Raw genomic sequence first — 14,793 nt, 5'->3', positions numbered from 1 at the left:
CAAGCCAGTCGTGCCGGATGAGGCAGCATTGGATGAATGGATTGAACACCAAGCTGAGGTACTGGACGCCACGTTAAGTGCGTTTCACGTGGATGCCCATGTGACGGACTGGACAGTGGGACCAACCGTAACGCAGTTCCAAATTAGTCTAGCGCTTGGGGTAAAAGTTAATAAAATTACTAATCTAAATGATGATCTCAAATTAGCTTTGGCGGCTAAGGACATTCGGATCGAAGCACCAATCCCGGGTAAGACAACGGTGGGAATTGAAATTCCTAATTTAAAATCCCGTCCAGTCATGTTAGCAGAAATCTTGAATTCACCGGCGTTCCAGAAGAGTGAATCACCGCTGACGGTTGCTTTAGGGGTCGATTTATTTGGACAGCCCCAAGTGACTGACTTGCGAAAGATGCCCCATGGCCTGATTGCCGGGGCAACTGGTTCTGGGAAGAGTGTGTTCATTAACTCCTTGCTGTTATCGATTTTGTATAAAGCAACACCACAGCAAGTTAAGCTCCTGCTCATTGATCCGAAGGCTGTGGAAATGGCCCCATATGATGCCTTACCACACCTGTTGTCACCAGTGATCTCTGATCCTAAAGCGGCCGCAGCAGCCTTGAAGTGGGTCGTCACAGAAATGGATGAACGTTATGAAAAACTGGCAGCAGCAGGCGTTCGCAACATCGAGCAGTTTAACGACCGCGCCGATGCTAACGAAGAACCCGGGTTGAAGATGCCTTATATTGTGATTATTATCGACGAGTTAGCTGATCTGATGATGATGGCGGCTAGTGAAGTCCAAGACTACATTGTCCGGATCACTCAGAAGGCCCGGGCTGCCGGTATTCATTTGTTAGTGGCTACGCAGCGGCCAAGTGTGGATATTGTGACAGGAACCATCAAGAACAATATTCCAACGCGGATTGCATTCATGGTATCGAGTCAGATTGACTCACGGACCATTTTGGATACCGCTGGGGCTGAGAACCTCTTGGGACGTGGGGACATGTTGTATCTTGGAAATGGGGCCAGTCAGCCGATGCGGTTGCAAGGCGCATTTGTTGAGTCTGAGGTTGATGCCATTACGGACTTTGTTCGAACTCAAGGGCAGCCACACTATGCTTTTGAACCCAAGGGCTTATTACAACGCGAGACGGCAGAAGAAAATCAAGATGAATTGTTGCCAAAGGTCTTGGACTACATTGCCCAAGAAAAGACGGTCTCGACGTCGAAATTGCAACGGGTCTTTTCGATCGGCTATAATCGAGCAGCTAATTTGATTGATGATTTGGAACAGCACCATTATGTTTCACCGCAGCACGGTTCAAAACCGCGAGAAGTGTATTTAACACCAGACGACTTAGGTAAGGATCTACCAGAACCGCATGACCAAGATGCACCATTTTCATCTTAGCTTGAATAGACCTCACCGCCTTTCTGCGTTGGTTTCTTTTATGGGGGTGGGGGATATGCTAAAATGAAGCTAGAGTCACTCGGTCGGGGGAGTATATGGCCTTACCGCACAGAGTAGAAAAGAGGATCATTTAATGGATAACGCAACGGTTTATCATTTTGTTGGAATTAAAGGATCAGGGATGAGTGCGCTCGCCTTGATTTTGCATGACAAGGGCTTTAAGGTTCAAGGTTCAGATATTACGCAATACACGTTTACACAACGGGGATTGGAACAGGCCGGTATCGACGTTATGGCGTTTGATGAAGCCAACATTCACGAAGGCTTGACGGTTATTGCGGGTAATTCTTTCACGGATGATCATCCAGAAATCAAAAAAGCCCGGGAAATGGGCTTGCCGGTTTATCGTTACCACGAATTCCTCGGTCACTTGATCGAAGGTTATACCAGTATTGGGGTGGCTGGTGCCCACGGTAAGACGAGTACGACGGGGTTGTTGGCCCACGTTTTAAGTGGGGTTGCACCAACCTCTTACTTAATTGGTGATGGCAGTGGTAAAGGGACGCCCAATGCGCGGTTCTTTGTTTACGAAGCCGACGAATACCGGCGTCACTTCTTAGCAACCAAGCCAGACTATGCGATTATGACCAATATTGATTTTGATCATCCCGATTACTACACGGGCATTGATGATGTCTACAGTGCGTTTGAAACGCTGGCTAAGCAGGTTAAGAAGGGTATCTTTGCTTGGGGTGACGATCCAGAACTACGGAAATTAAAGACGGATGTTCCGGTTTATTATTACGGTACGAGTGATCGTGACGACTTCCAAGCTAGAAACATTAAACGTTCAACAACTGGCTCAACCTTCGATGTTTACCATGATGATGAATTCTTAGGTAACTTTGAAATTCACTTGTTTGGTGAGCACAATGTGCTTAACAGTCTAGCAGTTATTGCGGTGGCTTACTTTGAGAAGGTCAACATGGATGAAATTAAGCATGAATTGGCTGACTTTAAGGGTGTTAAGCGACGGTTTACAGAACGAAAGCTAGCGGACATGACCATCATTGATGACTATGCGCATCATCCATCTGAAATCAAGGCAACGCTGGATGCTGCTCGGCAAAAGTATCCAGACAAGGAAATTATTGCGGTCTTCCAGCCACATACCTTTAGTCGAACAATTGCTTTGATGGATGATTTTGCTAAGAGCTTGAATTTGGCAGATAAAGTCTTCTTAACCAATATCTTTAGTTCTGCGCGCGAAACGCAGGGGGCCGTGTCCAGTAAGGATTTGGCACAAAAGATTGTCAAGGGTGGCGAAATCCTAACGGTAGATAATATGTCTCCACTGTTAGATTTCCATGATGCTGTGGTTGTCTTTATGGGTGCTGGGGACGTGCAAAAGTACGAACGGGCTTATGAAGAACTATTAAGTCACCTATCTTTGAAAAATAACTAAATAAGTAATCTAAACGGGCGTTGGTATTTTTACCACGACCGTTTTTTATTTTATCCAGTAGGCGATGTAGTCGGTTGATGTCTTAAGGGAATATCAATTGTCTTTTTCGGCCGGACGCGTATTCTGGAATTATGACTTTGGGGGAAGTCGAAAATTATTTTGGGGAGTCGTTTGAAAAATGGAAAATGGGCTAACACACCGAAATTGGTGGTATCAACAACTTTTCACTAATTGGAAACGGTTTGAGCTGGTTTATGTGGTGTTGTTGATTTTGTTACAGTTAGTGGTTTATTTAATCGCACCTGATAGTCTTATTGGGATGGTTTCAGGAATCGGTGGCGTATTATGCTTAGTTTATGGCATGAAAGGGCGAAAAATTTCATTTATTTTCGGGTTCATTCAGTGTGTGGCCATGGCTTACGTTGCTTGGATTAGCCATGCCTACGGATCATTTGCAATGGACCTCATCTACGTGATTTCACAGCCGATTGGCTGGTACTTATGGGGACGTGATGAGGTAACCCGGGCCTTTACACGCCAGACGCGTCGTTGGCTATTCATTGGTGCATTTATCGCCTGGTTAGTTGGTTGGGGTATTTTATCCCAGCTGGGTGGGCAGTTGCCCTATTTCGATGCGATTAACTTTGTAGTCAGTTTGATTGCCCAGGTCCTGTATATCCTTAAATTCCGTGAGAATTGGTCGTTGTGGATTGTGGTTAATATTGCTAACGTTGTTTACTGGGGCACGTTGACAGGACAGACCTTGTTGGGGATGACGGCAGTTGGGACTCTGGGAGCTAATCTATCACAGGTCGCACTGCAAGGAGCCTTGTTGTTTAATGCCGTTTATGCGACCAAGGTATGGGCCAGTGGCGCGGCAGACCACGAGGGTGGTGCGGGTCAATAGGTTAAAAATTCCTTCTTTCAAATCGTTTAAACGACAGATTACTTGTGTTTAGTGTCGTTTTTGGTAAAATTATTTTAATAAACCCCGAGACTGGTTTGACCAATGGTGGTGACTAAGTCGGGAATTGATTGAAAGAAGGAGCGTTTCAATGAACAACTATGATCAGCAACCCCGTACGACGATTAACACTGAGGTCGGCCTCAACAGCTTTCTGACCAAAATGTTTGGCTGGATGGGTGCGGCCGTGTTGGTCTCAGCTGTAGTCGCCTATTGGATGTCAACTCAGATGGCCTTTTTACAAACCTTAAAGGGTGGCGGTCTGTTGATCCCAATTATTGTTTGGTTTATCTTACCGTTTGTGATTAGCGGACAGTCGATGAAACGACCAACCGTGGCCTTGGTTGGACTCTTCGTGTATGCAGTGATTACCGGTGGCGTTATTTCCTTGTATTCACTGGTTTATACACAAACGTCAATGGTGGCGGCCTTTGTTTCAAGTGCGGCGATCTTTATCACCATGGCTGGAATTGGGGTCTTTACCAAGCGGGATTTAAGTAAAATCGGGACGCAAGCGACAGCCGCTTTAATCGGTTTGATTGTCGCAATGATTGTGAATATGTTTTTGCGTAGCGCGCTAATTGCCATAATCTTCTCCTTCGTTGCCGTGATTATCTTTGCCGTATTAACGGCTTGGGATACGCAACGGATGCAGAAAATGTATTTACAGTACGGCGATCAAGTGTCAACGACAGGGTTAGCCGTTAATGGTGCCTTGCAATTGTACTTGGACTTCGTTAACTTGTTCTTACAACTCTTACAAATCTTTGGAATTTTTGGCGGCGACAACCGTTAAAACTCATAAAATAGATTAAGCTAAGCTCTGTTAAGCCGTAATGGCTCGACAGAGCTTTTTCTTTTGAAAAATAGAGTGTGTTATTAAAAGGAGGTTCGGCAACTGACTTGCTGCCGAACCTCCTCATTAATACTGATAATTGTTAAAACACGTTGCCCATCTAGTCAAGTGACGACAGTGCTGCCGAATGCTGTTGGTCAGATGGCATACATAGATTGAGCAGGATGGCGGCGATTGCCGCTACTGCAATTGGCGAGCCCAATAAGTATTGCACCAATTGGGGTGATTCTTTCGTCACCGTTGCAGGTAATAGAACCAACGCTAAAGTGAGGACGATGGGGAGCCCGATGACGTAGAGACTGCTTTCACCTAAATCTAGGCGACGAATGACATTTAGTCCATTTAACATAATGGTGACACAGATAATGGCGAAAACTCCGCCGATGACCGGAGCTGGGATAGCAGCTAGAAAGGCAGATAGCTTACTGAAAAAGCCAAGAATCATGAACCAGATACCGGCTGCAATGAAGACCCGTTTACTAGCCACGCCAGTAATTGAGATCACGCCGGCATTGGTTGAATATCCGGTTACTGGCGTGGCGCCCAAGATGGAGGAAACAAAGCAGCTTAAGCCTTCGCCAATGAGGCCGCGATTCCATTGGGTTTTGGTTAGTTGATGGTTGATAACGGCACCCATGGCAAACCAGGTACCGGTTGTTTCCGTTGTCAAAACGGCATAGATGACGATGAATGTAATAATAGCCGAAGGTGAGAAGGTAATACCAAAGTTAAGCGCGGTTCCTTGAGGAAAACTGAACCAGGGTGCTTGAATGACCGTTTTCCAGTCGAACCGGCCCATGGCAGTGGCGACCAAAGTCCCCGTCAGTAACGATAAGATAATGGCACCGGTTCGGAAGAGACGTTGAACGCGAGGAAACCGAATGCTAATTGAAATGGCAACTAGGAGTGTGACGGCCGTGATGCTGGCTAAGATAATATTCTGATTGATATTACCGCTGGCTTCAAAAATATTACTATTCAATGCGGAAGGAATTAGTGACAAACCAACACAGGTGATGATAGTTCCACCGACAATCGCCGGTACCAGTTTAGCGATGATTCGGTGAAAGACACCGGTTAAACCGAGTGCAATCAGTACGAGGGATCCGACTAACATGGCACCAATCAACGTGCCCATACCACCATGATTGACGCCACCGCTAGCGAGAACAATTCCGGCAGCAGCACCCAGCGGGACAAATGACGGCCCTTGGGAGATGGGCATCTTCATGAACCAACAGGTCTGAATGATGGTTCCGATCCCAGCAGCGAGAAAGGTGGCCTGTAATAGGCTCATTTGTTGGGCTGCTGACATCGCTAGTAAACCAGCCAGAATGATGGGTGGCACGTAAACGTCCATAGCGAGGACATGTTGCAGGCCTAAAAATCCGGCAGTCCGGGGGTTAACGGCGTCGTCTGGTCCAACGAGTAAACGATTAGAAGTTTTCATTAATTGTGGTCTCCTTTTAGATGATGAACCCGTTGACCACGAACATAGACGGCTTGGATGTCAGCGGGGGTTGTATGATACATCAGACGTTCAAAGATACTGCCAGCATCATTTGGCATTAAGGTAGCATAGCGGTCGTGAACAACTTGAAAATCGGCGGTATAGCTGGGAATTAACTGACCAGCTTTCAGGTGTAAACTGGTAGCACCACCCTTGGTGGCTAAATAAAACGCGGTTGTGGCTGAAATACGACTGTCTTTAACACCGCGTTTGTCAGCAATCTGGGAGGCATCGACGCCATCTTGGCGCATCTGCGATGCCATAACGGCTTGCTGTAAGTTGCGATAAAGACTAGGTGTGAACCCACCGGACAAGTCGCTGCCTAGGCCAACTTTAACGTCACGATGTAGCGCCTGATTTACCGGAAAGACGGCATTTCCAAAATAAGCATTGGAAATCGGGCAATGGGCTACGGCAGTTTGTCGTTGGTGGAACAAGTCAAGGTCACGAGTTGATAGCTGGGTACCGTGAGCCATGACGGATCGTGAGGTTAGTAACCCAAAGTGATCGAGAACTTCGGCGTCACGGCGGTGGAAGTGGTCTTGAGCGTATTGATCTTCCCAAGTACTTTCACTACAGTGTGACTGAATGGGCAGATTATAGCGTTGTGCGAGTTGACCCAGGCCGGTTAAGGCCGCTGGGGTGCAACTAGGGACAAACCGGGGGGTAATCACAGGTGTCACCGCTGCATGTCGTTGTTTGGCTAAGGCCTGAACTGCCATGACAAACTTCTCGGTTCCGTTAATGGCATCCGTCGCCGATGGGGTCCGATAAGTCGCAGGGGTTTGATCGGGATTGTCCATCACAACTTGGCCAATATAACCGCGTTGACCATAGTCTGCGCAGGCACGAGCGAGTTCGAGATTGGCATCGTGGTGAATGGTTCCAAAGTACAGGGCAGTTGTGGTGCCATTAGCTAACAGCTCGGGGATGAGGTGTTGGTAAACACGATGAGCAAATTGCGAATCGGCGTACCGGGCTTCAAGCGGAAAGGTATAGGTATTTAGCCAGTCATTTAGTGGACGGTCGAGCGCTAATCCTGCTTGTGGCCATTGTGGGGCATGCACGTGTAGGTCGATAAATCCGGGCAGTAAATACGTATGGGCGGGTAAAATTTGTAAAATATCAGCCGCCTGGGCTGCTTGTCGAACAGAGGTGTAATCGGCGTCACTCGGACGAATTAAGCGGTCGATTAGACCGGTATGGTCCACGGTTAGTAGCGCATTAGACTCGAAATGAACGTGGTAGGCATCTTGAGGTGAAAAGCTGGCGCCTTGAAAAACCATCTGGATAGTGATGACAACTCAACTCGCTTTCTCTTTGGATAAAAATAGAATAACACGAAATAAATTGATTTTAAAGTTAAAAATAGTTCGTTTTTTATTTTAATATAAATTACAATAACGGTAAATCGGTTTATTTATAGATAAATAGCGAACAAGGCCGAAAGGGGTTCTGATATTCTTGTAGACTAATCAATCGTAGAAAAACGGAATAATTGAGCAATTAGCGATTTACTATTTCGGATTTTCCAGTTTCTTTGGTAAAATAGAAACAGAATACTCGAATACAGCTAGCTGTGTTCGAAAGGAGCGAAACATGGCGGAAAAACGTTTATTATTGATTGATGGAAACAGTGTGACTTTTAAGGCCTTTTTCGCGTTATATACCGCATTGGGAAAGTTTACCAATAGCGAAGGACTGCATACGAACGCTATTTACGGGTTCAATACCATGTTGGAAACGATGTTAAAGGTGGTACAACCAACCCATGCTTTAGTGGCTTTTGATGCTGGTAAAACAACTTTTCGGACTAAAATGTATGACAATTATAAAGGTGGCCGGGCAAAGACGGCACCGGAACTTTCCGAACAATTCCCGTACGTGAAAGAGCTTTTGGCGGCACGTGGGATTCAAACTTATGAGTTAGCCAATTATGAAGCTGATGATATCATCGGTACCTTGGCTAAACAGGCGGAGGAACAGGGATTTACCACGACTATTGTGACGGGTGACCGGGATTTGACCCAGTTGGCTGATGATCATACGACAGTTTCAATTTCTAAAAAAGGGGTTAGCGAAATTGAACATTACACGCCCGCCTATGTAAAAGAAAAAATGGGGGTTACGCCGGCTCAGATTATTGATATTAAGGGCCTTCAAGGCGACAATTCCGATAATTATCCCGGAGTGACAGGGGTTGGGCCTAAGCGAGCAGTTGAATTGGTTAGCACCTACGGCAGTATCGATGGTATCTACGATCATTTGGCTGACATCACAGCTAAGAAATTAAAAGAGCATTTGATTGCAGATCACGACCAAGCGCTGCTAGCTAAACAATTAGCGACCATCAAGCGCGATGCACCAGTCAAAAAAACAGTTTCTGAATTGGTTTACAAGGGCGACGACTATGATCAACTGGTGCCGTTTTATCAAAAGATGAACTTTAATCAATTTCTAAGTAAGATGAGCATTGATGGTGAGGCTCCCACGGCAACACCAGGGTTAGAAGAAGTCACTTATACTGTTTTGACGGCAGACAATGTGACTGAATTGCCATCTTTTACCGATGGCTGTGAATTTTATCTAGAGATGCTTGATGACAATTATCATACAGCTGAGTTAGCTGGTTTTGTGATTGGGCATAACGATCAATGGTGGGTGAGTCGCGACACGGCACTCCTTCAGCAAGCCCCCTTAAAAGGCCTATTGGAAAATGCGGACATTGCCAAACAAGTCTTTGATGCGAAACGAACGTTTGTTGCGTTGCAACGCTTAGCCGTGACTTTAACGGGTGTGGATTGTGATTTGTTGCTGGGGTCATACTTGTTAAATACGTATGACAACAGCAATGATTTAGGTCGACTTGCCATGGAACACGGGTACCATCAGGTCGCAACCGACGAAGATGTTTATGGTAAAGGCGCCAAGGCGGCAATCCCAGATGATGATGACGTGTTCTTTAGTCATTTAGCCCGTAAAGCCCGGGCCATTGAACAACTTCGACCACAGATTTTTAAAGATCTTGCTGACAATGAGCAAACAGATCTTTACCGTGATATTGAGTTGCCAATGGCATTTGTGTTGGCACGAATGGAAGTAGCTGGTATTACGGTTGAGGCCAGTGAATTAGAGGCTATGGGCAGCAAGTTCACCGAACAGTTGGCGGAGATCGAACAGACTATTTATAACGAGGCGGGCGAAGAGTTTAACATTGGTTCACCCAAGCAATTAAGTCATATTTTATTTGAAAAGATGGGTCTACCCGTAATCAAGAAGACAAAGACCGGGTACTCAACGGCAGTAGGAGTGCTTGAGAAGTTAGCTGCTGAAGCACCGATTGCTGAGAATATCTTGAAGTATCGTAAGATTGCCAAGATTCAGTCGACCTACGTTGAAGGCTTATTAAAGGTCATTCATCCGGACGACCAAAAAGTGCATACACGTTATTTGCAGACGTTAACTCAAACCGGTCGATTATCTTCGGTTGATCCAAACTTGCAAAATATTCCGGTCCGTAACGAAGAAGGACGAGCGATTCGTAAAGCCTTTGTACCAAGTCATCCAGACTGGGAAATCTTTTCATCTGACTACTCACAAATTGAACTGCGCGTGTTAGCTCATATGAGTCATGATAAGCAAATGCAAGAAGCCTTTCGTGAGGGACAGGATATTCATGCGGCGACGGCGCGACGAATTTTCAAGATGGGGCCTGACGAAGAAGTTACCCCGAATATCCGGCGACAGGCCAAGGCGGTTAACTTTGGGATTGTTTATGGAATCAGTGACTTTGGCTTGTCACAAAATATCGGCATTTCTCGCAAACAGGCTAAGGCTTTTATCGATACGTACTTTGAGGAGTATCCGGGGGTTAAGGCCTACACAGAGCGGATGGTCCAACAGGCTCATGAATTGGGATATGTCGAAACGATTGCTCATCGGCGGCGGTATTTGCCAGACATCAACTCACGTAACTTCAATCAGCGGTCATTTGCTGAGCGGACAGCGATGAATACACCAATCCAGGGGAGCGCGGCAGATATTATCAAAATTGCCATGATTCGAATGGAACAGGCACTAAAGGACATGCAGGCCACAATGCTACTGCAGGTTCATGATGAACTGATCTTTGAAGCCCCCGCAAGTGAGATTGACACCTTGGCAAATCTGGTTCCGAGTGTGATGGATTCGGCCATTGAGCTAGAAATTCCGTTGAAGGTTGAGAGTCACTATGGACCAACTTGGTATGATGCTAAGTAAGTGGTAGGAGGAGAGAACAGGGATGCCAGAATTACCTGAAGTTGAAACGGTTCGACGCGGGTTGACGCGATTGGTTCAAGGGGCCACTATTGCTCACGTTGAGGTTCGTTATCCAAAAATGGTCACACCTGATGCGGATGTCTTTACCGCGGAATTAATCAGCCGGAAAATTGAGCGGATTGATCGGCGAGGAAAATACCTGTTATTCCGATTTAGTGGTGACTTAACGATGGTGTCACACTTGCGTATGGAAGGAAAGTATGACGTCCAGCCAGAAGGTAGCCCCGTTTCCAAGCATACGCATGTGATCTTTCATTTAACTGATAATCGGGAGTTGCGTTATACCGATACCCGGAAGTTTGGCCGAATGCAATTAGTGCCGACGGGCGAAGAAACAACGCTGGCCCCCTCATTGGGCAAATTGGGACCGGAACCAACGGCGGAGACCTTAACGTTAGCGTATATGGTCAAAATCTTTGGTAAGTCACATAAAGTGGTGAAGCCTTTCTTATTAGATCAGACGCGAATTGCTGGATTGGGGAATATCTATGCAGACGAGGTCCTGTGGTTATCTAAGATTAATCCATTAACGCCAGTAGATACGTTAACGCCGTCTCAATTGTCGGAGCTACGCCAAAATATTATTGATGAGATGGCTTTAGCCATTGGAGGGCATGGCACGACAGTCCATTCATTTTCGACAGCGTTTGGTGAGGCTGGTCAGTTTCAAAATCAGTTGCATGTCTATGGCCGAGAAGGTGAACCGTGCGAACGGTGTGGAACAGAATTGGTTAAGATTAAGGTGGCCCAGCGTGGCACGCATTTCTGCCCGCACTGCCAGCCATTACCACCAGAAGCAAAGGCGGCGTTGATTCATGACTGAGGTATGGGGATTAACGGGCGGCATTGCCACGGGGAAGTCGACGGTTAGCGCGTGGTTACGCGCAGCCGGGGTACCGGTGATTGACGCCGACCAGATTGCGCGACAAGTTGTTGCACCGGGAACCGCGGGGCTTAAACAAGTTGTAACGACTTTTGGGGCAGATTATTTACGGGATGGTCAGCTAGATCGCAAGAAGTTGGGCCAATGGGTCTTTTCGCGACCGGCCGAGCTTAAGCGTTTAGAAGCGATTACAACACCGTTAATTCGTGCTGAAATTAGCCGACAAGTCGCGAATTACCGTCAGCAAGCCGTTCCAGTCGTGGTTATTGATGCACCAACGCTATTTGAAGCTGGCTATGCGACGACCTTGGTTGATCGGATTATGGTTGTTGCAACAGATGCGCCGACACAAAAGGCCCGGTTAATGGCGCGGGATAACTTATCGGCTAGCGATGCGCAAAATCGGATTGATCGGCAATGGCCAATCGACCAAAAGATCGCACAGGCTGATGTGGTGATTGATAATGGACGGACAATTGCCGAAACACGGCAACAAGTGGTAAAATGGCTTGACATGAATAACTTTGGAACAAGTAACCATTTAAAACGAGGTGACCAGTAATGCAGTGTCCACACTGTCATCATAATGGATCGCGGGTCGTGGACAGTCGGCCCACAGACGACGGTCGTGTTATTCGCCGTCGTCGTGAGTGTGAGAGCTGCGGCTTTCGGTTCACGACGTTTGAGCGAGTTGAAGTCACACCGCTGTTAGTAATTAAGAAGAACGGAACGCGTGAAGAATTCAATCGTGAAAAAGTTCTGCGTGGTATTATTCGCTCTGCCGAGAAACGACCGGTGGGGATGGATGTCATGACGCAGATTGTTGATGAAGTTGAGAATAAGATTAGGGCGCTAGGTGTTAGTGAAATCTCTAGCCAACTGATTGGTGAATATGTGATGAATCGATTAGTCGATGTTGATGAGATCGCTTATATCCGTTTTGCCAGTGTCTACCGGCAGTTTAAGGATACCGGTGTTTTCTTCAATGAATTAAAAGATATGCTTGATAAAGATAAATTGAAAGCCAAAAAAGAAACAAATGGGAAAAGCGAGGCGAAGTAAGGCATGGAGGATTCCTGGCACCAATTGCAGCCAAAGACCAGTTTTTTGGTTCGATTGGCCGACCGGCTGACCGATCAGAGTTGGCAAACGCTAACGCAGCTGTATCAGCCGATCATCGGACCGAGTGCCGCGGGGCTCTACTCGGCCCTTTTTTGGCTACCCAAGACGGGACAGTATCACCGGCACGCGACATTGTTGGCGATATTGGGGATGGATTTGGCACACCTATATGACGCGCGTTTACGGTTAGAAGCAACCGGACTATTAACCACGACGGTGTCCACCAAAGATGATTTGACGAGTTTTAATTATGATTTGCACGCACCGTTACTCCCCGCAGCCTTTTTTAAAGACGACCTCTTAAGCGTTCAACTGTTGGGGGTTGTGGGTGAGGATCTTTATCAATCACTGGTCAGTGTCAATACGTCGACCACTGAACGGTCAACTGATGAAGAAAACATTACGAAGAACTTTTTAGAAGTCTTTCATGTGGATGGTCAGGAGCTCGCGGAACTACCAACAGCGATAACAGCAGGTCGTCAGCGCCTAGATGCTGAAACACAAGCGACGGCACCGGCATTGCAGGCGGCACCAGCGGACTTTGATTTTAAATTACTAGGAGAAATTTTAGAGCATTCATTTATTGATACGCGGGCCTTGCGAAGTGAGCGTCAGTTATTATTAACGGAGCATGCCACCTATGGTTTGGATGAAGTGACGATGGCCCGCTATATTGGCGAAGCAACTGATCTGGCTACTAATCAATTCAATGCCGAAACGTTTAAACGGATCATTGCCCAAAACTTTGGGCGACCGCAATCAGCGAAAACGGTAGCGCAACCGCAGAAGACAGCAACGACGCCAACTAATCAGTCGGTTAATTCGGCCGAACAGGCCTTGATTAAAGTGGCAGCTAATACGGCACCGGCTGTTTTCTTACAGGCCATTAAACAAAAGAGTGGCGGCTTTGTAACGGACGGTGAACAGCGAATTGTTCGTGATTTAGTGAGTCGACAATTATTTCCAGAAGCCGTTTTAAATCTGATGGTCTATCACGTCTTGGTTGATGAGGATCGACCAACCCTGAATAAGAATCTGTTAGACACTATTGCTAATGACTGGAGCAAGGCTAAAATCACGACTCCGGAGCAGGCTATCCAAAAAATCCGGGAGCGTCAGCAGGCAGCTAAGCAGCCTCGCCGGTCACGAGCCCGGCAATCAGCGACGGTCAAGGAGACGTTACCAGAGTGGGCAAAGACATCGACAACCAATCAGCAGGCCTCACGGACGAAGCTGTCAGCAGAAAAACAAAAACAATTACAAGACCGAATTGCTAAATTGCAAGATCGGCCGTCAACAGGAAAGGAGGACTAACCGATGGAAGATTTAGGTAAGACGATGCAGCAATTGATGAGTCAGCAGCACCTTAATGATAATTATCGCCAGCTGATGGCTAAAGTCTATGATGATCCGTTAGTGCGACAATTTTATGAGGCCCATCAGGCAGAACTGGCGGATGATGTTTTGACCCGTTCAGCAGCTAAGCTTTATGAGTTTGTTTCTGAACGGGAAAAATTGGCTAAGGGCGGTGCGACGTTTGCCACTGGTTACGAGCCACAATTGGTTGTGTCCAATCACTTGATTGACGTAGCTTATGTGCCAACTGCAGAAACACAGGAGAAACAAGCTGAGCAACGATTGCGACAGCGGGTCAAATCAATTGCTATGCCCAAAAGCATTCGTGAGGCGACATTGAAGGCGTTCGATCAGGACTCGGATCGGGCAGAGGCCCTGATGGCTGCTCTGGATTTCATTGATGCCTATGAGGCTAGTCCCAAACGCCGTCATCAAGCTCTATATTTGTCAGGGAGCTTTGGTGTTGGAAAAACATACTTGCTGGCGGCTGTGGCCAATCAGTTAGCCGCCGATGGGTTTTCAACGACTCTGGTTCATTTTCCTAGTTTTGCCGTTGAAATGAAAAATGCGATTGCCCAAAATGGGGTGGCAGAAAAGCTGGATGCACTGAAAAAGGCTAAAGTTCTGATGATTGACGATATTGGTGCGGATGCCATGTCTGCTTGGGTACGTGATGATGTGTTGGGTGTGATTCTCGAATATCGTATGCAAGAGGAACTTCCCACATTTTTCAGTTCGAACTTTTCAATGGCCCAACTGGAAAAGGAACATTTGCGAATCTCGACTCGGGGCGACGATGAGCCGTTGAAAGCACAACGATTGATGCAACGAATTCGGTTTTTAGCCCGGGAAGTTACGATGGTTGGGGTCAATCGTCGACCACAATAATTTAGGGTCATGCTT

The 14,793-nt window shown here is 46.7% G+C and carries 12 protein-coding genes; 10 read left to right on the top strand and 2 right to left on the bottom strand.

Features of this window, described 5'->3' with window-relative positions:
* The 4 genes from FC61_RS03295 to FC61_RS03280 form a co-directional block, all read left to right on the top strand.
* On the top strand, nt 1–1,414 hold a 1,414-nt coding region (locus FC61_RS03295), incomplete at its 5' end, for a DNA translocase FtsK (protein WP_155516307.1).
* Between the two features lie 133 nt (nt 1,415–1,547).
* Entirely contained in the window at nt 1,548–2,879 is a 1,332-nt protein-coding gene (gene murC / locus FC61_RS03290) for a UDP-N-acetylmuramate--L-alanine ligase (RefSeq protein ID WP_011667810.1), read from the top strand.
* 178 nt (nt 2,880–3,057) lie between these two features.
* On the top strand, nt 3,058–3,786 hold the full coding sequence (gene pnuC, locus FC61_RS03285) for a nicotinamide riboside transporter PnuC (protein ID WP_021742346.1): 729 nt from the start codon (nt 3,058–3,060) through the stop codon (nt 3,784–3,786).
* Nucleotides 3,787–3,934: 148 nt separating this feature from the next.
* Nucleotides 3,935–4,639: a Bax inhibitor-1/YccA family protein gene (locus tag FC61_RS03280; RefSeq protein WP_021742347.1), complete on the top strand. Its 705-nt coding sequence runs from the start codon at nt 3,935–3,937 to the stop codon at nt 4,637–4,639.
* Nucleotides 4,640–4,799: 160 nt separating this feature from the next.
* Here FC61_RS03280 and FC61_RS03275 read toward each other — a convergent pair whose 3' ends face one another.
* Together FC61_RS03275 and guaD are read right to left on the bottom strand one after the other, a co-directional pair.
* Complete coding sequence (locus FC61_RS03275; protein ID WP_021742348.1) at nt 4,800–6,149, bottom strand: uracil-xanthine permease family protein; 1,350 nt, start codon at nt 6,147–6,149, stop codon at nt 4,800–4,802.
* Nucleotides 6,149–7,495 (bottom strand): guanine deaminase, encoded by a 1,347-nt coding sequence (gene guaD / locus FC61_RS03270; protein ID WP_021742349.1) that lies wholly within the window; start codon nt 7,493–7,495, stop codon nt 6,149–6,151. Before guaD ends, FC61_RS03275 begins: the two co-directional genes overlap by 1 nt.
* A 313-nt stretch (nt 7,496–7,808) precedes the next feature.
* On the opposite strand from guaD, the gene polA reads away from it, so the two are divergent.
* From polA to dnaI, 6 genes are read left to right on the top strand one after another with little or no spacing between them, the layout of a single operon-like run.
* Nucleotides 7,809–10,469 (top strand): DNA polymerase I, encoded by a 2,661-nt coding sequence (gene polA / locus FC61_RS03265; protein ID WP_021742350.1) that lies wholly within the window; start codon nt 7,809–7,811, stop codon nt 10,467–10,469.
* A 22-nt stretch (nt 10,470–10,491) separates the two neighbouring features.
* The gene (gene mutM / locus FC61_RS03260; RefSeq protein WP_011667804.1) at nt 10,492–11,352 is read left to right on the top strand and encodes a bifunctional DNA-formamidopyrimidine glycosylase/DNA-(apurinic or apyrimidinic site) lyase; all 861 of its coding nucleotides are present in this window, start codon (nt 10,492–10,494) and stop codon (nt 11,350–11,352) included.
* Nucleotides 11,345–11,974 (top strand): dephospho-CoA kinase, encoded by a 630-nt coding sequence (coaE, locus tag FC61_RS03255; RefSeq protein ID WP_039104826.1) that lies wholly within the window; start codon nt 11,345–11,347, stop codon nt 11,972–11,974. Before mutM ends, coaE begins: the two co-directional genes overlap by 8 nt.
* Nucleotides 11,974–12,474 carry a transcriptional regulator NrdR gene (nrdR, locus tag FC61_RS03250; RefSeq protein WP_011667802.1) on the top strand — a complete coding sequence of 167 codons (501 nt, stop codon included), beginning with the start codon at nt 11,974–11,976 and terminating at the stop codon, nt 12,472–12,474. Before coaE ends, nrdR begins: the two co-directional genes overlap by 1 nt.
* Nucleotides 12,475–12,477: 3 nt before the next feature.
* Nucleotides 12,478–13,848 (top strand): replication initiation and membrane attachment family protein, encoded by a 1,371-nt coding sequence (locus FC61_RS03245; protein WP_042516726.1) that lies wholly within the window; start codon nt 12,478–12,480, stop codon nt 13,846–13,848.
* Between the two features lie 3 nt (nt 13,849–13,851).
* Complete coding sequence (gene dnaI / locus FC61_RS03240) at nt 13,852–14,778, top strand: primosomal protein DnaI (RefSeq protein WP_021741701.1); 927 nt, start codon at nt 13,852–13,854, stop codon at nt 14,776–14,778.
* Nucleotides 14,779–14,793 lie beyond the last annotated feature (15 nt).

It is taken from the genome of Levilactobacillus brevis ATCC 14869 = DSM 20054 (assembly GCF_001433855.1).
Lineage (GTDB): Bacteria > Bacillota > Bacilli > Lactobacillales > Lactobacillaceae > Levilactobacillus > Levilactobacillus brevis.
This window is presented reverse-complemented; position numbering and strand designations above follow the sequence as displayed.